A 20,250-nucleotide genomic window follows, 5' to 3' on the forward strand; every position below is an offset into this window, starting at 1 on the left:
TAAGTAATTCTTTACAATTATTTAATATCCGATTTGTAATTTAGTGCAATTATGAAACGAACCCTTATACTCTTATTCCTTTGCTTATCACTTATTTCGGTATCAAATGCCCAGAAAAACCAACCGATTAATGTGATGTCGTATAATATTAGGCTGAATGTTGCATCTGATGGAATTAATGCATGGCCAAATAGAAAGGACAATGTTAAAGCATTAATCAAATTTTACGATACCGATATTTTGTGTGTTCAAGAAGCATTGCCAGAGCAATTTGATGATTTATTAGCCAATACAGATTTTGATGTTGTTGGGGCAGGAAGAGATGATGGTAAAAGAAAAGGAGAATTTTCTGCTGTATATTTTAATAAAAATCGTTTTACGAAAAAAGATGGTGGAACTTTTTGGTTATCAACAACTCCAGATGTGCCAAGTAAAGGTTGGGATGCAGCTTTAAATAGAGTTTGCTCTTGGGTTAAACTTTATGATAAATCTAATAAAAAGGAGTTTATTGTTTTTAACACACATTATGATCATATTGGTGTACAGGCAAGAATTGAATCAGCTAAATTAATTAAACAAAAAATTCAACAGATAGCGCCAACCTTACCTGTAATTTTTACTGGTGATTTAAATGTAACTCCAGAAACTGAGGCAATTGCTACCATTAAATCTTTCCTAATAGATACTAAAGAAGTTACTATAGAACCTCCTTATGGCCCAAATGGAACTTTTAATGCTTTTAAGTGGGATAGCCCACTACAGAATAAAATCGATTATATTTTCGTAAATAAAGCATTTAAGGTTCAAAAATTTGCTGCTTTATCAGACAGTAAAGACCAACGTTATTATTCAGACCATTTGCCTGTTTTTGTGAAGTTGTTTTTTAATTAAGCTATTTTGTTTTTAGCTAATTACATTCACTTTCCAGTTCAATTTGAGATTAATGGTAACCTATACCATTGGCACTATATTCTAGAAACTTTAGCTTTTATCATTGGTATTAGAGTTTATTATCAATTAAAAAAGAATGTAAAGGATCCTATTTCTGATGAAAATCGACTTTGGATTATGCTAGGGGCAATGCTCGGGGCCTTAATAGGGTCAAGAGTAATTGCTATTCTAGAAACTCCAGCAGAATTAAGTCAAATTACTTTTATGACATTATATGCAAGCAAAACAATAGCTGGTGGGTTGTTAGGTGGTTTATTTGGAGTCGAAATCATTAAAAAATTTATAGGTGTAAGAATTGCTTCGGGGGATCTATACGTCATTCCAATTCTTGTATCATTATTTATAGGAAGGCTTGGGTGCTTTTTTATGGGGGTAGATGAACCTACTTTTGGTATCAAAACTAGCTTTTTTATGGGAATGGATTTGGGTGATGGAATAAAAAGACACCCAGTGGCCTTATATGAAATGATTTATGTAGTCCTACTTTTTATATTGTTTCAATCTATTAAAAATAAATATTTGTTAAATGGGGATCGGTTTAAACTTTTTATGGTACTGTACTTTTTGTTCCGTTTTTTAGTTGAATTTATCAAGCCTTATCATCCTTTATTCCTAAGTTTAAGTAGCATTCATTGGTCGGCTATATTTATTTTTATCTATTATTATAAATTCTTTATTAGATTGACTAATCAAATGCTATTACAAAAGCAAATCTATGGCTAATACGAGAGATTATATTTATTACGATTATACTAAAAGCTTGTGCCCAGAGTGTTTAATGCTATGTGATGCAAAAATTGTGTTTCAGGATGCGAAAGTTTATATGCTTAAACATTGCAAAAGTCATGGCGACAGTAAGGTAATGATTGCCGATGATGTAGAATATTATAAGCAGATTAGGAATTACAACAAGCAATCTGAAATGCCTTTAAAATTTAATACAAAAGTGCATTATGGCTGTCCGTATGATTGTGGTTTATGTACAGATCATGAGCAACATTCTTGTTTAACGGTTATTGAGGTTACTGATAGATGTAATTTGGCCTGCCCAACATGTTACGCCATGTCTTCTCCTAATTATGGCAGACACAGAACTTTAGAAGAGATAGAAAAAATGATGGATGTGGTTGTTGCAAATGAAGGTGAGCCAGATGTGGTGCAACTTTCTGGTGGTGAGCCAACTGTACATCCTGATTTTTTTAAGATTCTAGATTTGGCAAAAACTAAACCCATTAAACACTTAATGGTAAACACAAATGGCATCCGCATTGCGAAAGACATTAGCTTTGTTGAAAAATTGGCAAGTTATATGCCAGATTTCGAGATTTATTTGCAGTTTGATAGTTTCAGCGCAGAAGTTCTAACCAAGTTAAGGGGGGAAGATTTAACTGAAGTGAGGAGAAAGGCAATTGAACATCTCAATCAATTTAATGTATCTACAACCCTTGTTGTTACTTTACAAAATGGATTAAATGACCATGAAATTGGCGATATTTTAGCTTATGCATTAAAACAGAAATGTGTTAGAGGTGTAACTTTTCAGCCTACGCAGGTTGCGGGTAGAAACGATGACTACAACGACCAAAAGGGGAGAATAACCCTAACGGAAGTTCGCAGGAAAATATATGATCAATATCCAATTTTCACTCCACAAGATTTAATCCCTGTTCCATGCAATCCTGATGCTTTGTGTATGGCTTATGCACTAAAAATTGGCGATGAAGTTATTCCGATGACACATTTAATCAATCCTGAAGATTTGTTAAATAATTCAAAAAATACAATAGTTTTTGAGCATGATGAGAAGTTGAAAGCGCATATGCTAAATTTATTTAGTACAGGCGTTTCAGTAGATTGTGCCGAAGATACTTTTGGAGAGTTAATGTGTTGCCTACCTAGAGTTAAATCAGATAATTTAAGTTATGATAATTTATTTCGCATTATTATTATGAACTTCATGGATCCTTTAGACTTTGATGTTAGAGCGGTAAAAAAATCATGTGTACACATTGTGAGTGATAAATATAAAATCGTTCCATTTGAAACAATGAATATTTTTTATCGAGATCATAAAATTGATACGATAAGAGAAAAATTAAACCTAAATTAGAATATGGAAGGTATTATAGTTTTAAGCATTGCATATTGGCTTGCTGCAGGTGTAGTTTTTCTAATAGGCTTAATTCAGCTTATCATTAAATCATCAAAGAATGAGCCCCTAAAGCCAGCTTTAAAACTGTTAATTATTTCGGTAATAATGTTGGTGATAGGCGTTGGTGCTTGTGCAGTTATATTAGGCGGTTTGGGTGGTATGCACTAATATATTTAAATTTGTAGAAATTATGAAAAGAATATTAACAATAGCGCTATTTGTTTTAGTTGTTTTTGGCTGTGAAAAACCAATTAGGGGTGTAGATATTAATGCAGATGTGAGTTTTTTATTTTTAAATTCAAAAGGTGAGGATCTTTTAAATACAAATACTGCAGGTGCGCTGACGGAAGAAAATGTAGATATATATGTTCTAAGAAACGGATCAAAAATACGTTTATATCAAGGTAATCTAGATGCAGCGAAATTTTTTAAGATTAGAACCGAAAATGGTAAAAGTAGATTTCAAATGTACTTTGATATCAGTACTGAAAATTTTAGCGGAAACAAAATCACTCAATTTATTAGGTACAAGGATGGTACGGAAGATGAGATTGTTGGAGAATTTAATTCAGACAGAAAAAGAAATACGCTTTTGCAGCAAATTTGGATTAATGGTACAGCTAAATCAAGAATAGAAACCGGAAATTCAGGTCAAAACCCTTTAGTAATAGTAAAATAATAATTTCAGAGTAATATATAGGTTTGAACTAACTACTATCCGAATTGGTAGTTTATTCCTTGGGCTTCTCTTTCTTTCTAACAAAAATCATTGTGTTTCTTCGTCTTTCTGGCAGCCATTTTGTTTGCTTATCGTTAACCGATTGTATTTTCAGAGTATCGGCGCCTGCAAATTTGATAAAATGATATAAAATCTGGCTCTGGTTGCTATTTGCCTTGTCCGTTAATGTTAATTTCAGTCTATCTAAATCATCCTTCTTGTCAAACTCATACATTCCCTCTGCTTGTAATTCCTTTTCTTTGTGTTCAGTTAGGCTGGTAAATTTATTATCAACATCAAATTTATAAGTCAATTTGGTTTTTCCTTTCGGACTTTTATACTCCCATGAACCCTTTATAGATTGATAGTTGACTTCTTGTGCTTTTGTATTGGAAAAATACAAGCAAATGACGAGTATCATACTCAAGAATTTCATCTTTAGGATATTTAGTTGGCTTATCGCTTATATAAACAAAACAATGGTCACTTTGTTTGCTTCCAAGTTTTTCCTTTCAGCTTTAAATAATATCTTTGCGTTTAATTTTAAGTACTTGTTTTGAGCATTGTCTCAATAATTGATACTATATACTTGATACTCCAAAAATGAAAATATCATATAGCTGGCTCAAACAATTTATTCAAACTGATAAAACCCCACAAGAAATTTCTTTAATCTTAACTGATATCGGTTTAGAGGTAGAAAGCTTAGAAAAAGTACAACCAATTGTTGGCGGCTTGGAAGGATTGGTAATTGGACATGTTGTTGAATGTGCACAGCATCCAAATGCAGATCGTTTACGTGTAACCAAAGTAGACGTTGGTGCAGGAGAACTTTTACAAATTGTTTGTGGCGCACCAAATGTAGGTATAAACCAGAAAGTTGTAGTGGCTACAGTGGGTACAACGGTTTTTCCTAATGAAGGAGAACCTTTTAAGATCAATAAATCAAAAATAAGAGGTGAAGTTTCTGAAGGCATGATTTGTGCTGAAGATGAAATTGGTTTAGGGGCATCTCATGCAGGAATTATGGTTTTACCAGAAGATACACAAATCGGTATTGCTGCAAAATCTTATTTCAAGATGGAAGATGACTTTATGTTCGAAATTGGTTTAACACCAAATAGGGCAGATGCCGCCTCTCACTTAGGAGTAGCTAGAGATTTAGCAGCTTATTTGCGTACTTCTTATCAAATGCCAGATGTTTCTACTTTTGAAGTTGAAAATGAACAGTTAATAATTGAGGTTAAAGTTGAAGATACAAAAGCATGCCCTCGTTATAGCAGTGTAACAATTGCAGGTGTAACTGTAAAATCATCGCCAGATTGGCTTAAAGATAAATTGAAAGTAATTGGTATTCGTCCTATTAATAACATTGTTGATGTAACCAATTATGTGTTACATGAGCTTGGTCAGCCATTGCATGCTTTTGATGCCGATCAAATTAAAGGTAAACAAGTTGTTGTTAAAAAATGTGCTGAAGGAACTCCTTTTGTAACGTTAGATGGGGTAGAACGTAAACTTTCTGCAGACGATTTAATGATTTGTAACGCTGAAGAGCCTATGTGTATTGCTGGTGTTTTTGGGGGTAAAACTTCTGGAGTTACAGAAAGCACAACAAATATATTTTTAGAAAGTGCTTATTTCGATTCAGTTAGTGTTCGCAAAACTTCTAAAAGATATAATTTAAAAACAGATGCATCTTTTAGGTTTGAGCGTGGTACTGATCCAGAAATCACAGTTTTCGCGTTAAAACGTGCTGCATTATTAATTAAGGAAATTGCTGGCGGAGAGATTTCTTCTTCAATTTCTGATATTTATCCTGTTAAATCAGCTCCATTTGATGTTGAGGTTAGCTACTCGAACATTGTAAAGCTAATTGGTCAAGATATTCCTGCTGAAGAAATTAAAGCAATTATTTTAGCTTTAGGAATTGAGGTTGCTATAGAAACTGCAGAAGGTTTAAGCTTAAAAGTTCCGGCATATAAGGTTGATGTTACTCGTGAATGTGATGTTACAGAAGAGGTTTTACGTATTTATGGATACAATAACATTCATATCCCTACAAAGGTAAATGCATCTTTAGCGTATACTGCCAAGCCGAATAAAGAGAATGTTCAAAATCTGATTGCCGATATGCTAACGGCTAACGGTTACTTAGAAATTTGGTGTAACTCGTTAACGCGTGCTGCATTTTCTAAAAAGCCAGAAGAAGCAGTACAAATTTTAAATCCATTAAGCTCAGATTTAAATGTGATGCGCCAAAGTTTGCTGCAGCCAGCTTTAGAAAGTGTAGCTTATAATCAGAACAGAAGGAATACAGATTTAAAATTATATGAGTTTGGCAAAACTTACCATTTAATAGGAGATCAATATATTGAGCGACCAAGATTATTGATTTTAATAAGTGGTGCAAAACAGAACGAACAATGGAACCAAAGCTCAACACCATCTACTTTTTATAATTTAAAAGCTGCGGTTGATGGTATTCTGGGACGCTTAGGTTTAACTAATTTCCAATCAGAAGAAATTAAGGATGAAAACTTTGCATTTGGACTAAAATATTTTAGAGGTGCTCAAACACTTGTTTCTTTCGGTGCAGTAACAACTGCTGATAAAAAACAAACTGGAGTTGATAAGGATGTATTTTATGCAGATTTTGATTGGGCACTATTATTAGATGCAATTCGAAAAAATAAGATTGTAAATAAAGAGGTTCCTAAATATCCAACGGTAAGAAGAGATCTATCTATGTTGGTAGACAAAGAAACTACTTTTGAGGAATTAAAATCTATTGCTTTTAAAACAGAGAAAAAACTATTAAAAGAAGTGCAGATATTTGATGTTTTTGAAGGCGATAAATTACCAGAGGGAAAAAAATCTTATGCGTTAAATTTCACTTTACAGGATGAAGAACAAACTTTAACTGATAAGCAAATTGATGCGATTATGCAAAAGATTATAGCTAACTTGGCACAAACTGCCAAAGCAGAGATAAGATAATAAAATATTTTTCAGCAATATTAATGCTGGTGATTTTAAAAAATTTAGTAAAGAATGTCTTCAGTTGCAGAACAATTAAATAGTGTAATACAAAAAACTGCTCGCTTGATTGAGCTTTGTAATGCCCTACAAGAAGAAAATGACTTATTAAAAAAAGAAAATCAACAAACAAAAGCAGCCTTAGAAACTGCCAAAATTAGACATACAGACCTTGATGAAAAGCTAAGAGTACTTAAATTAGCAAAAAGTATTGAGGGTACAAGTGAAAAGACACTTGATATAAAGCAAAAAATTAACGAATTTGTGCGTGAAATAGATAAGTGTGTAGTGTTGCTTAAAAAATAGGTAGCATAAAAAAATTGAAACAAAGCTAAAAAATGGGAGAAATCTCTATTAAAATAACTATCTCCGACCGTATTTACCCATTAAAGGTGAATATAGAAGAAGAAGAAATTGTGAGACGAGCGGCTAAAATTATTAATGAACGCATAAAAGACTACCAAGAAAATTATGCGGTTAGAGATAAACAAGATTTGCTTTCAATGGCGGTGTTGCATTATGCAACGGCAGTATTGAGAACAGAACATAAAGTGCAGAACCAAGATACTGCAGTTGCCGAAAAAGTTGAAGAATTAGATAGTTTGTTAAAGAGTTTTTTCGCTAAATAAATCGTTCTTTATAAATGGTTAATTGGTGAGTTATTCATCTGTTAAATCATTACAGCTAATAGAATTTGGCCGTGGCTAAATTTTTATGTTTCAATATTTGTAGTTTTTATTTCATCAATCTTGATGAGAAAGAACCTATACACGAGGCATAATAATTTAGTTACGGTTTTTTTATATAAAACAAAAAATGGACATAATAGATATAACGGGAATAATTGGAGGTGTATTAGCCAGCTTAGCCCTAGGTATTGTAATAGGAAGATACCTTTTACGTAGCCTGTTAAAACAACAAGAAGTTGCTGCGCAAAACAAAGCCAAGAAAATACTAAGAGAAGCAGAGAGCAATGCTGAAATTTTAAAAAAAGATAGACTACTTGAGGCTAAAGAAAAGTTTTTGCAAATGAAAGCTGAACATGAGCAACAAGTAAATACTAGAAATAATGAGATTAACCAACGAGAAAATAGCATTAAGCAAAAAGAACAATCGCTTAATTCTAAGTTGGAAAACATGAATCGCAAGGAACAAGAATTAGATACTCATAAATCTAATTTAGAGAAACAAACAGCCCTTGCAGTTAAAAAACAAGAAGAGGTTGATGTGTTGAAGAATCAGCATGTACAGCAATTGGAAACTATAGCAGGCTTAAGTGCTGAAGAAGCTAAGAATCAATTGGTAGAAAACATGAAAACTGAAGCTCGTGCCCAAGCCATGATGCAAGTTAAAGACATTGTTGATGAAGCTAAATTGACGGCTAGTAAAGAAGCTAAAAAAGTAGTTATTCAAACTATCCAACGTACAGCAGCAGAAGCAGCAATTGAGAATTCTGTTTCTATTTTCCATATTGATAGCGATGAGATTAAAGGTCGTGTTATTGGTAGAGAAGGTAGAAATATTCGTGCACTAGAGGCAGCAACAGGAATTGAGATTATTGTAGATGATACTCCTGAAGCAATTATCCTATCTGGTTTCGACCCGGTAAGGAGAGAAATTGCTCGTTTAGCTTTGCATCGTTTGGTAACAGATGGTCGTATTCACCCAGCTCGTATTGAAGAAGTTGTTGCAAAAACTAAAAAGCAAATTGAAGACGAGATTGTTGAAATTGGTGAACGCACCGTTATCGATTTAGGTATTCATGGCTTACACCCAGAGCTTATTAGAATGGTTGGACGTATGCGCTACCGTTCTTCTTATGGGCAAAATTTATTACACCACTCTCGTGAGGTGGCTAATTTCTGTGCTACCATGGCAGCCGAACTAGGCTTAAATGCTAAAATGGCTAAACGTGCAGGTTTATTACACGATATAGGTAAGGTGCCAGATGATAATCCAGAATTGCCACACGCTATTTTAGGAATGCAATTGGCAGAAAAATATAAAGAACATCCAGAAATTTGTAATGCTATTGGAGCTCACCACGACGAGATTGAAATGACTTCGATGATTTCTCCAATCATTCAGGCATGTGACTCTATTTCAGGTGCACGACCAGGAGCTAGACGCGAAGTAGTAGAAAGCTACATCAAGCGTTTAAAAGAACTGGAAGAATTAGCCATGTCTTATCCAGGAGTAGAAAAAACTTTTGCGATACAAGCAGGTAGAGAGTTACGTGTAATTGTAGAAAGTGAAAGAATTACAGATGCGCAGGCAGAATTATTGGCAGCAGATATCTCTAATCGTATTCAAACTGAAATGACTTATCCTGGTCAGATTAAAGTTACTGTAATCAGAGAAACTAGATCTGTTGCATTTGCCAAATAGTACTTGTCATTCAGAGCAAAGCGAAGAATCTCTAAGTAGACAAATAAATATTTTAAAAGCGTCCCGAATTTTCAGGACGCTTTTTTTATCTTTATATAACCAATTACAAGTGTCAGTCTGAGCCTGTCGAAGACTACGGAAATAATTAAGCTATGGAACAAATAGAAAAACGCCCAGTAGATGTGCTTTTTGATAAATATGCAGAAAGTCATCAAAACCATACCAATGAAACCATACATTGGATTTGTGTGCCTTTAATTGTTTTTAGCTTATTGGGCTTAGTTTGGCAAATTCCATTTCCTCATTTAGAGTTTTTAGGGCAATACAACGGTTATTTAAATTGGGCATCGTTTTTAATTGCATTTGCGATGTACTATTATTTTACCCTTTCACCGGTTTTGTTTTTTTTAATGATCTGGATCATTGGTCTAATGAGCTATGTAATTGTTAAAATAGAGCAGTTTTATGGTTTAGGTAGTTTAAATGCTTGTTTAATTTATGTGGTAATTTTTGTACTGGCATGGATTGGTCAATTTATCGGACATAAAATTGAAGGGAAAAAACCTTCCTTTTTAGATGATGTTAAATTTTTGCTAATTGGTCCAATTTGGTTATTGCATTTCATTTGCAAAAAAATGGGTTTGAAATACTAATTCTTTTCAATTCTAATTTGATGATTAGTATTTCTGGCCGCAGATGTTGGAGATTATTTGATAGTGTTGTTCCAAATACCATCTGAATCTTATTGTAGTTTGCCGAGATACCTTTTTTTAAAGTTAAGTTTTTGTTACCCCGCTTAATTTGGTAACATCATCTCACGCGCTACTAAAAGAGCCTTGGAATATTAATTAGCTCGTCATTTAACAATTAATTAACACGTTGGTAAACGAATGGTAATTTACAGCTAACATGAAGCTAACATTGTGGTAATAGTTTTGCCTAAACAAAAAATAGGCAAATTGAAATCACAATTAACTCTTAAAAAAGCATTCTTTACATTACTATTTGTAGTTATTGGTGCAACTGTTTTCGCACAAGGAACAGGTAAAATCTCAGGAACGGTATCAGATAAAAAAACTGGTGAAGCCTTAATAGGTGCTGGTGTTAAAATAGCAGGGACTACTAAAGCAGTAGGAACGGATTCGTTAGGGAAATATGTTTTGACAGGCTTAACAGCGGGAAAATATATTTTAGAGGTTTCTTATGTAAGTTATAATACAAAAACCATTACTGAAGTTGATGTAAAGGACGCTGGAATAACAACTGTAAATGTTATTTTAGAAGAGGCGGGTTCTACTTTAAATCAAGTGGTAATTAAAGGCCAAGTTAACCGAGAAACTGAAACTGCATTATTAGCAATTCAAAAAAATGCTACAGAAATAAAACAAGGTATTGGAATTCAAGAACTATCGAGGAAAGGTGTAAGTGATGTTGAAGAAGGCTTAACTAAAATTACTGGAATTACCAAAGTAGACGGAAGAGGTTTATTTGTTAGAGGTTTAGAGGATAGATACAATAACTTATTGATAAATGGTTTGGCAGTTCCTTCAAACAATCCGTTTAAAAAAATTATTCCTTTGGATCTTTTTCCTACCGATATCGTTAGCGTCTTGGAAACATCTAAAACATTTAATGCTGGATTATACGGGGATTTTGCTGGAGGTACATTTAACATTGTTACTGCTAAAGGTGAAAAAAGTATCACCAAAATTAATATCGGCACAAGCTTTATTTCTAATAGTACTTTTAAGAAATTCTTAAGGTCAGAAGATGCTACATCAATAGGAGATTACTTTGGTTTTGCAGGAAGTGAACGTGATATACCAAAAGCTTTCGGAAAAAAACCATCATCTTATATGATGTCTGCAAGTGAAGCAGGCTCGCAATTTGGTTCTGGTTTCGATGTTGATGAAGGTAAAGCGCCTTTAAACACAAGCGTAGGTATATTGCATTCGCAAAAATTTCAATTAGAAAATCAACGTAGTTTTCAATATCTAATCTCTTTAAATACAGATAATAATTTTCAGACTAGAGAAGGGGTAGATCGCTTTTTTAATACTGGCTTAGGTGTTTACGACAACAATTTATATACAACAACTAACAGGTTTTCTACAAACTCATCTTTATTAGCCGCCTTTAATTATGGTAGCAAAAGACTAAACTTAAGTTTAAATGCTTTTTATCTAAAGGGAACCGAAAACTTAATTCAAGATCAGTTAGGTTATACCAATAGCCAAGCAAATGTTAACAATGCCTTTATCAGGTTAAATCAATTACAAAAAACCGATATGTTTACTGGACAGCTATTGGCAAATTATAAGTTGACAGAAGATGATGCTCATAGTATAAAAGCTGGAGTATCTTACTCAAAAACAAAGTATCAATTGCCAGATAGGAAATCTTTTAGAGGAGCGAAATTGGATGATAATACTACTGCGCTAAGCTATTCTGGCAATAGTATCTATAGACAGTTTATGGACTATAATGGAGATTTCTTTGCTTCTGGCTTATTAGAGTACAATTGGAAATTTGGTAACGAAGATTTAACCAAAGCTCATAAACTATCGATAGGTTACAATGGTTCATTTAATAAAATAGAATCTGATTTTAGATTTATAGTTTCTAAAAATTTAGCCTCAAATAATGCTTCTTTCCCAACAAATCAACCCGATGCAGTATTAGGATCAGCAATTGCTAATGGTGGTTTTACCTATGAAGAAGGCTCTAGTTCAACCTATGCTGCTAGAATGCAAGAAGGTGTTAATGCTGGTTATGTAGATTTTGCGCTAAGATTAAACAATAAATTGAATTTAAACATAGGTAGTAGGTTTGAACAATCACAAAGAATCACAAGATATAGAGAATCAGGATCTTTCGACGCTCCATTTCAAAAAGACATTAAAGATAACTTCGATGTTTTACCAGCAGCAAACTTAAAGTATGCGCTAAGTGATAAGGCGAATTTTAGAGTGTCGGCTTCTAAAACCTTAACTAAGCCCGTAATTATGGAAGCTTATCCATTAGAGTTTGTTAATCCAGATGCTACTATAGAAAACGGTAACCCAAATGTAATTAATAGCCAAAATTATAATTTTGATGTGAAGTACGAATGGTTTCCTACCAATAAAGAGATGTTTGCCGTAACGGGTTTCGCTAAATACTTACAAGACCCGATAGAAAGGTTATTTGAGCAATCGGCAGGTAGTGGCGGTTTGGCCATTACTTACGGTAACTCTAAAAAGGCAATTTTGTATGGTGCAGAGTTAGAGCTTTTACTTCAATTGAGCAGAATACACCCATCGTTAGAAAAGTTTTCATTTGGTTTTAATACCTCTTTAATGGTTACTAAAGCTACCATTGATGTAATTAAAAACAGTTCGGAAATTGCTTCACTAGGCGATAAAAAAACACGAAAGCTACAAGGTGCTTCACCATGGTTGATTAATGCCGATATTAAACATGAAGCTGATTTTAGTAAAAAATGGAAAAGCACAATGACCTTGGCCTATAATGTTTATGGTGAACGTATTTATGCAGTTGGTACCAATGGATTAGATAGTTATTACGAAAAGCCATTTGGCAAACTTGATTTTATTTGGAACAATAAAATTGCTACCAAATGGGATGTGAAATTTGGTATAGAGAATATCTTAAACCCTACCTATAAAATTGATTTAGGAGCTAACAGTAAAATAAAAGTTTATGAAACTGACCTAACAGTTAAGGATTATAAAAGAGGAGTGGGTGTGTCATTAGGTTTAGGCTATACTTTCTAAATTAAAAATTAGTAACAATTTATTAACACTGAGGTAATAAAATGATTAAGATTAGTTAATCTATACACAACATTGCCTCGCTATTTTTGAATGAATAAATAAAATAAAAAATTAAAGATGAAAAAATTATTTTACGCAATTGCAATTGTAGCTACAATTTTTACAGGTTGCTCTGATGACGATGATGATGTGGTGCCAACAAAACAACCTGTAGTAGGTGAAATTACTGGTGATATTACAGCAAGCAGAACTTTAGCTTATGGCAATTATACCCTAAAAGGTATGGTTAAAATTCAACCAGGTGTTACGTTAACAATTGAAAAAGGATCTACTTTTACAGCAGATAAATCGAATGGTGAAAATGGATTAGTAGTGTTAAAGGGTGGTATATTAATTGCCAATGGAACAGCAGATGAGCCTATTGTATTTACAGCAAAAGATAAAGCTCCTGGTCAATGGGCAGGTATTATTATGTACGGAGAAGCGCCAATAGTTGCTTCTGGAGGTGTTGCTAGTGCAACTTCTGAAGATGGTTTAAATCTACCTTACGGTGGTACTAATGCATCTCATAGCAGTGGCTCATTAAAATATGTTAGAGTTGAATATGCTGGCCTAGTTTATAATAGTAATACTAAAGAACATAATGGTTTTTCTTTCTACGCAGTTGGTAGCGGTACAACATTAGAAAACTTAGTATCTTACAAAGGTAACGATGATGGGTTTGAATTTTATGGTGGAACTGCTAGCGGTAAAAATTTAATTTCTTATGGTAATGCAGATGATTCTTTCGATTGGCAAGACGGTTGGAGAGGACAAGATAATACCAACTGGTTTGCTTACCAAACAGGAACAGCTAACTATGGAATGGAAATTGAAGCTAAAAGCGTAAATAATACTTTTTGGCCAAAAGCTACCAATATTACACTTAAAAGAGCAGCCGGTACAGGTACAGAATCAGCATCTGAAAAGCAATATGACGCAATACAGTTTAAGGCACAAGGTAATGGTGATTTTAGTAATATTGTTATTGATGGTTACGCATCGATTGAAGCTGGCTTCGGTTCTGCTGTTCAAATCCGTGATTTGAGTACATACAATGATCAAGTAGTTGCTGGTAAGATTAAATTGAATAATGTAAAAATTACAAATACGCCAGTTCTATTCCTTTCGCAAAATTCTGGCGGTGCGTTTACTGTAAATGCAGCTAGTTTTGGTGTTAATTGGTCAGTTTCTACAACTGCAACTGGTGCATCTTTAACAAAAGGTAAATGGGCTAATATTGATGGCTTAGATTTATTAGCTAATTTATAAGAAATAAATAACCATAAAGAAAAAGCCTGAGTAGATCTACTCAGGCTTTTCTATTTAAAAATAAACTATTCTGCAGTTTCAGTAATCTTTTTAGCTGGTTTTGCTTTAACAACTTTCTCTTTTACAGGAGCAGCAACTACTTCAGCAACAGTTTCTGTTTTACTTTTAAGATCAATTTTTTGCTTAATTGTTTAGCAAATTTTTCAATTATTGATTTAGTTTTTTTTGCTTTACCATAATCAGCAACAATCGCTGTAAATGCAGCAGTCAATTTATCTTCTAATTCTTTCTTAGCTTTTTTGCTTTCTGATTTTGATTTTTCTCTTCACCCGTGGTGGGTGTTATCCACCCACAAATGAGATATAACAAGTATAGGTCTTTTTAGATAATTGGTGATAACACCAATCACAAGATGTAATATCTAATCCGAAGTAATATGATAAAGAATACTTAATACTATGATGATATTGGATTTCTAATTTGTCAATATGAAAAACACAAAATTAATGTACTTGAAGATTGCAATAGTTGCAGTCTTAGGAGTCTATGCTACTATTGGCTGTGAAAAAGAGAAATCCATTGCCCCAGTTCCTGAGGTTAAAATTGAAGATGCAACAATTGCCAAACTGACCAAATTTCTGTCTATATCATTATATACCCCAATAGACCAAGTAGTTTATTACGCGAAAGAAAAGGAGTTCGTTATTTATGGCAAGAATCACTTAAGCTTAGAAAGTGTTCAAGAGACATATAACAAAGCAAATGAATATAAACTTAACTACGAAAATTAGTATGAAAAAGTATATATTCTTTCTGATATTTACATTTATTGCACCAATATTAAAAGCCCAAGTTTCACTTTTACAATTTGAAATAGCAGCTAATTATTTATCTTCTAACAAATTGGTTGTGAATGACCCGAGTGTAATTACTGATTTTAAATTTTATATTTCGTTACAAAGAGCAGCAGCAAGCACAGGCGGTTATGTATCTGGAAATTGCACTGTTACCTTGTTGTATACCGAAAATCCCAATAATTTGACAGAGGCTTTTCCAGGTGGCTCAGATTATGAAAGTGACCCATCAACAATTGAATTGATGACGCCTAAAAATGTGACAAGTACGGATTATAGCAATGCGACAGCAAATTTTGATGCATTTAAACAATTATCAGCAAAATTACCAGCTGGTAAAACATCCGGTAGAATAATTTTAAGATATAAATATTATAGTACTAACTATAATAGGGATGTTATTAAATATTCAAGTGTAAGATATAATATTAACCAACCAGTTGTTAATCCACCATCGGGTATTGACCCTGCAATAATTACTAAAATACAAGCTATGGGTTTTAATACAAATGGAATTGCGAATTTCAGTAGTACACACTATTTAGTCGAGAATGATGTACTTATAAAAAAGAGTTCGTTAAATATTAGTAATCCTATGTATTCAATCAATAATGACAAAGTGCATAATATTAATATTTTACTTGATCAGTCTATATTAGTACATAATATGTGGCCAAGTGCTATTTTATTAGCAGTGGAAGTGTGGAACTCCACACCTAATTGTGATGTTAAGTTAAATCTTATTTATAGTGATTCTAATTATAACCCATTACCAGAAACGGATATCTTGATAAAAGGCGACGATGGCTTATTGGCATCAACTTTAGTGACAGTAGCAGAGTTTCCAAATGGTGATGGAAAATCAGGCAATTCAATTTTAATAAATACTGATTTTAAAGATCCAAGCACAAATTCATTTATAAATTCTGATAGAGCAGCGAGAAAAGTTATTCATGCAATTGGACATTCTCTAGGTTTGAACCATAATAACTCTTCAAGTTCAATAATGAATGGAAGTACCGGTGTTGTAAATTTAGAGGTTTACCCTATATTACATAATTATGATGTTGCACTAATTAATGCTTTATATTCGATAAATCCTAATAGTTTAATTGTTCCTTATATAGGAGGTGCAAGCACTTTGAATACAAATGGGCAATTTACATATATCATGAGCTATCTTTCTAAGGAAAGTGGTGTATATTATAAATGGGAAATAGTCGGGATAAATGGAACTAATTATAATTATGAATTTACTGATGACACTGATGGAATATTAAGTGAAATGGCTATTGCTGATGCTGGTAACTATCAATTAAAATGTACGATTTCCGGAGGAAAATATGCAACTCCAGTAACTGCTACAAAAAATATTACGGTATTGTAATAACCATAAGAAAAAGCCTGAGTAAATTTACTCAGGCTTTTTCTATTTAAAAATAAATTATTCTGCAGTTTCTATAGCTTTTTTAACAGGTTTTGCTTTAACAACTTTTTCTTTTACAGGAGCAGCAACTACTTCAGCAACAGTTTCAGTTTTACTTTTAAGATCAATTTTTTTGCTTAACTGTTTAGCAAATTTTTCAATTATTGATTTAGTTTTTTTTGCTTTACCATAATCAGCAACAATTGCTGTAAATGCAGCAGTCAATTTATCTTCTAATTCTTTCTTAGCTTTTTTGCTTTCTGATTTTGATTTTTCTTTCTTCATAACTTGAATTTTGTGATATTTCCAAAGATAAATGATCAATAAGTTAAATTAATATTATCATTATGTTAAATAGTTTGGCGATGTTAACAAAGAAAGATTTACTTCATCGAAGCCGGGGCATAAGCATATACAATTTGATAAGGTACATTTTTAAACTGTGCCGAGATTTGGCCAATCTTTAAATCTTGTTTTTGAGGGGTTGGTTCACATACTGAGTAAGATTTGCCCTGGTACACAATCACATCGCCAATTGGTTTATCGAATTGAACTGCCATTGTAATATGAGTTGGATAAAGCATCGCTATCATTGGTAAATTATAGATTTCCTTTACTAAATAAAAGAACAACGCAGCCCTATCATCGCAATCGCTTTGATCATTTAATAAGGTTTGCTCTGGAGAAAATCGCTTTTCTTTTCCAATGAGTTTTTCATCGTCCTCATAAAGAAAGGCATACCTAGTAAATCGCATTAAATAATCAACCCCTTTTTTAACAGGCATTTTCTTAATGTTTTCCTTCAAAATTGGGATTAAAGATTGGTATGTTTCTCGGCTCAGGGGAATGTTGAAGTAGGATTCAAAATCAACTATAGGGTAGTTTTTGAAAATGCTTGATACTTCATTATTAACCCTCACGCTAAAATGATAAGCTTTATGCTTATAATTAAATGCAATTTGTTTTTCGATATAATCTTCAGGTTTAAAATCCGGCATTTTTGTTACCTTGTAGCTAAAAGCTATTATAGCTTCTGGAATGTTTATTTTTACTGGAATATATGTTTCTTCTCTTTTGAAAAGTTTGCCATAGTCATGGTAATTTAAACACATGTATTTTTTTTCATTAATCATGAAAAATGGAATGTCAGAAATATCTTCATTATTCCTTACATAAAATATAATCTGATTATTTCCAATTGCAACTTTTGCATCATAGCCAGATTTAGTCATTAAAAACCACTTATATAAAGTGTAGCGGTTATAATTTTCTGCCTTGGGACTAATTTGTTGTGCTGTTTTCCTAATGAGTTGGTAATAAAGCCAGTCGTTTAGTTTGTATTTTTCTTTATACGCTAATAAATCGCTGATCATACCCTTATAGTTACTTTGATCAAGCTTATTGTAAAAGTCACGAACAGACGGTTGAGTTAGTTCAGCTGAAAAATCAATATTTAAGGTTTGATCTGCCGAGAAATTAAATGTGCCCTCATAAAAATCAAAAGCATAATTCTGGGCCTTTACCTGAATGCTAGTAAACACTCCAGTAAATGTAATTAGAAATACAAAAAATGAATATATGCTCGATGCCTTCATGGCATTAATATTTAGTTAACATTAAATGTAGATAAAATTAACAAATAAGCAATATTAAGTTTTTCATTATAGTAATCGATATTTAACATCAGTTTAACATCGCCCCATTACTTTTGCAGTGTTAAATATTTGGTTAATATATAACGTTAAGTTTAGGTTAGTTAGTAAAGCAAAAAGCCACGATGGATGTCGTGGCTTTTGTTGTTAAACCCCTTTTAGGGAGAGGGTTAGAAGTTTTTACCGATTTTCTCCAACATTTCTGCCGGAATCTTGTGTGCATCAACTACTAAAAATCCATCTAAACAGTCAGAAAACTTAGGATCTATATTAAAGCAGATGATCTTTGCATTCAAATTCATGTACTGACGAAGTAGCACTGGTATTTTTATGTGTGAGTTTTCTATATCGCCAATTAAACCATCTAAGTCTTTTAATGAATCGCTGCTCTCTACCAACAAGTCGGTGTCAATAGCAGTAAGATCTGCCTTAAACTTGTTTTTTGGTTTTACATAAGAAGCCAATTCATAATCAAAATGGTTCTTAATAATGTAATCTACAATTATTGATTTAGATAATTTCGAGAAATTATTACTAATACTAACGGGCCCGAACATGTAACGGTATTGTGGATTATCTACTAAATATTTTAAAATTCCTTTCCACAATAAGAACAGTGGCAATGGTTTTTGTTGATATTCTTTTCTAATCCACGATCTTCCAAGTTCAATTCCTTGTCTTAATATTGGATAAAAAGGCTCTTTAATTTTAAATAATTCTGATAGGTAAAAACCTCTACGGCCCATCGTATTTAAAATCTCATCTCCCTTCCCAATTCTATATGCCCCAACTATATTCTGTAAATCTTTATCCCAAATAAATAGGTGATTATAGTAAATGTCGTAATTATCTAAGTCAATTTTTTTATTTGTACCCTCGCCAACTTCTCTAAAAGTAATTTCGCGTAAACGACCAATTTCTCTTAAAATATTAGGTATGCTAGCAGTAGGTACAATATATACTTCGTAGTTTTTCTCTTCCCATACTCTAAATTCCTCCAGTTTAGCAACTTCATTTACAATTAAAGTTCTATTGGTTTCTTCTACAACAGCTTCAGGTTTCTTCTTGCGTTTAAAGAGATTTATTGGGTTAAATAGTTTTTTATCCTCCTCTAAACTTGTGCCTAGGGCATAGGTTCTTGCTCTTAAAAAGTCAAGTAGCTTATTGGTATCTTTTTTATAAGATATATCTTCTATCTTAATTGGTTTGCCAATTCTAACCTTAATTTTTAAGCCTTGTTTGTTTAAAAACTCTGATGGTAATTTAGCGGTTCTTAATGTAGGGTGAATAAAGCTGAGTATATTAAAAAGAACACCATTATTGCCATGGAAATAAATTGGAATTACAGGAACTTTTGAGCGTGAAATCAATTTACCGACTACAGGATGCCAAAGTCTGTCTGTTACTTCTTGTGTTTCTAAATTAAAAGTAGAAACCTCACCAGCTGGGAAAATGCCGATAGGTGTGCCACTTTGCAATAAATCGAAAGTAGCTTTTAAACCACTAATGCTTGAGGAATGTTGAACATTTTCAAAAGGATTAACAGCAACAAAGAACTCACTTAGGTTTGGTATTTTCTTTAGAATAAAATTTACCATTACTTTCGCCTCAGGTCTAACGGTGCACAAAAGTTTAACCAAGGCTAAACCCTCTACACCGCCATAAGGGTGATTGGCAATGGCGATAAAACCGCCAGTTTTTGGTATGTTTTTTAAATCATCTTCATCAAAATCTATCGATACACCTATGGTCTCTAAAATTTTGTCAACAAATTCTAATCCGGCAAAATGTTCGTTCTTAGAAAATACTTTGTTGATGTCATTTAACTTCATTACTTCCATTAATAAAGCTGCCAGACCTGGAACGCCTAACTTGTCTATTTTGGTCGCTTTGGCAAACTCTTGTTTAGTAATAATCTTCATCTAAAAGGAGGAATTAATTTTGTAAAGCAATATCAAAAATAAGATTTATATTTAGAGTACC

The 20,250-nt window shown here is 32.9% G+C and carries 18 protein-coding genes; 14 read left to right on the top strand and 4 right to left on the bottom strand.

Annotated features, from left to right (window positions below; all coding sequences use genetic code 11):
* Positions 1-51: 51 nt before the first annotated feature.
* From FA048_RS17920 to FA048_RS17940, 5 genes are read left to right on the top strand one after another with little or no spacing between them, the layout of a single operon-like run.
* Entirely contained in the window at positions 52-891 is an 840-nt protein-coding gene (locus tag FA048_RS17920) for an endonuclease/exonuclease/phosphatase family protein (protein WP_136843690.1), read from the top strand.
* 6 nt (positions 892-897) lie between these two features.
* The gene (locus FA048_RS17925; protein ID WP_225872576.1) at positions 898-1,674 is read left to right on the top strand and encodes a prolipoprotein diacylglyceryl transferase; all 777 of its coding nucleotides are present in this window, start codon (positions 898-900) and stop codon (positions 1,672-1,674) included.
* Complete coding sequence (locus FA048_RS17930) at positions 1,667-3,061, top strand: radical SAM protein (protein WP_136843692.1); 1,395 nt, start codon at positions 1,667-1,669, stop codon at positions 3,059-3,061. The genes FA048_RS17925 and FA048_RS17930 overlap by 8 nt, the downstream gene beginning before the upstream one ends.
* A 3-nt stretch (positions 3,062-3,064) precedes the next feature.
* The gene (locus tag FA048_RS17935; protein ID WP_136843694.1) at positions 3,065-3,271 is read left to right on the top strand and encodes a hypothetical protein; all 207 of its coding nucleotides are present in this window, start codon (positions 3,065-3,067) and stop codon (positions 3,269-3,271) included.
* A gap of 22 nt (positions 3,272-3,293) precedes the next feature.
* Positions 3,294-3,782: a hypothetical protein gene (locus FA048_RS17940; protein WP_136843696.1), complete on the top strand. Its 489-nt coding sequence runs from the start codon at positions 3,294-3,296 to the stop codon at positions 3,780-3,782.
* Between the two features lie 52 nt (positions 3,783-3,834).
* Here FA048_RS17940 and FA048_RS17945 read toward each other — a convergent pair whose 3' ends face one another.
* Entirely contained in the window at positions 3,835-4,257 is a 423-nt protein-coding gene (locus FA048_RS17945; RefSeq protein WP_136843698.1) for a hypothetical protein, read from the bottom strand.
* A 167-nt stretch (positions 4,258-4,424) separates the two neighbouring features.
* Here FA048_RS17945 and pheT point away from each other — a divergent pair, with 167 nt between their 5' ends.
* The 9 genes from pheT (at position 4,425) to FA048_RS17990 (ending at position 16,576) form a co-directional block, all read left to right on the top strand.
* A complete protein-coding gene (pheT, locus tag FA048_RS17950; RefSeq protein WP_136843700.1) occupies positions 4,425-6,821 on the top strand; it encodes a phenylalanine--tRNA ligase subunit beta in 2,397 nt (798 codons plus the stop codon).
* Between the two features lie 54 nt (positions 6,822-6,875).
* Positions 6,876-7,166, top strand: coding sequence for a hypothetical protein (locus FA048_RS17955; RefSeq protein ID WP_136843702.1), 291 nt, complete (start codon positions 6,876-6,878; stop codon positions 7,164-7,166).
* 32 nt (positions 7,167-7,198) lie between these two features.
* Positions 7,199-7,489, top strand: coding sequence for a cell division protein ZapA (locus FA048_RS17960; RefSeq protein WP_136843704.1), 291 nt, complete (start codon positions 7,199-7,201; stop codon positions 7,487-7,489).
* 187 nt (positions 7,490-7,676) lie between these two features.
* Positions 7,677-9,248 carry a ribonuclease Y gene (gene rny, locus FA048_RS17965; RefSeq protein WP_136843706.1) on the top strand — a complete coding sequence of 524 codons (1,572 nt, stop codon included), beginning with the start codon at positions 7,677-7,679 and terminating at the stop codon, positions 9,246-9,248.
* 152 nt (positions 9,249-9,400) lie between these two features.
* Positions 9,401-9,901, top strand: coding sequence for an Mpo1 family 2-hydroxy fatty acid dioxygenase (locus FA048_RS17970; protein WP_136843708.1), 501 nt, complete (start codon positions 9,401-9,403; stop codon positions 9,899-9,901).
* A 306-nt stretch (positions 9,902-10,207) separates the two neighbouring features.
* Positions 10,208-13,024 carry a TonB-dependent receptor gene (locus FA048_RS17975; RefSeq protein ID WP_205943522.1) on the top strand — a complete coding sequence of 939 codons (2,817 nt, stop codon included), beginning with the start codon at positions 10,208-10,210 and terminating at the stop codon, positions 13,022-13,024.
* 117 nt (positions 13,025-13,141) lie between these two features.
* The gene (locus FA048_RS17980) at positions 13,142-14,335 is read left to right on the top strand and encodes a hypothetical protein (RefSeq protein ID WP_136843710.1); all 1,194 of its coding nucleotides are present in this window, start codon (positions 13,142-13,144) and stop codon (positions 14,333-14,335) included.
* A gap of 506 nt (positions 14,336-14,841) precedes the next feature.
* Positions 14,842-15,126 (top strand): hypothetical protein, encoded by a 285-nt coding sequence (locus FA048_RS17985; RefSeq protein WP_136843712.1) that lies wholly within the window; start codon positions 14,842-14,844, stop codon positions 15,124-15,126.
* 1 nt (position 15,127) lies between these two features.
* On the top strand, positions 15,128-16,576 hold the full coding sequence (locus FA048_RS17990) for a matrixin family metalloprotease (protein WP_136843714.1): 1,449 nt from the start codon (positions 15,128-15,130) through the stop codon (positions 16,574-16,576).
* Positions 16,577-16,633: 57 nt separating this feature from the next.
* Here FA048_RS17990 and FA048_RS17995 read toward each other — a convergent pair whose 3' ends face one another.
* The 3 genes from FA048_RS17995 to FA048_RS18005 all read right to left on the bottom strand — a co-directional run bounded on the left by FA048_RS17995 (position 16,634) and on the right by FA048_RS18005 (position 20,189).
* Positions 16,634-16,900 carry a hypothetical protein gene (locus tag FA048_RS17995; protein WP_136843716.1) on the bottom strand — a complete coding sequence of 89 codons (267 nt, stop codon included), beginning with the start codon at positions 16,898-16,900 and terminating at the stop codon, positions 16,634-16,636.
* Positions 16,901-16,998: 98 nt separating this feature from the next.
* Positions 16,999-18,210 (bottom strand): hypothetical protein, encoded by a 1,212-nt coding sequence (locus tag FA048_RS18000; RefSeq protein ID WP_225872577.1) that lies wholly within the window; start codon positions 18,208-18,210, stop codon positions 16,999-17,001.
* Between the two features lie 227 nt (positions 18,211-18,437).
* The gene (locus FA048_RS18005; protein ID WP_136843718.1) at positions 18,438-20,189 is read right to left on the bottom strand and encodes a lysophospholipid acyltransferase family protein; all 1,752 of its coding nucleotides are present in this window, start codon (positions 20,187-20,189) and stop codon (positions 18,438-18,440) included.
* Between the last annotated feature and the right edge of the window lie 61 nt (positions 20,190-20,250).

This window comes from Pedobacter polaris (genome assembly GCF_005116505.1).
GTDB lineage: Bacteria > Bacteroidota > Bacteroidia > Sphingobacteriales > Sphingobacteriaceae > Pedobacter > Pedobacter polaris.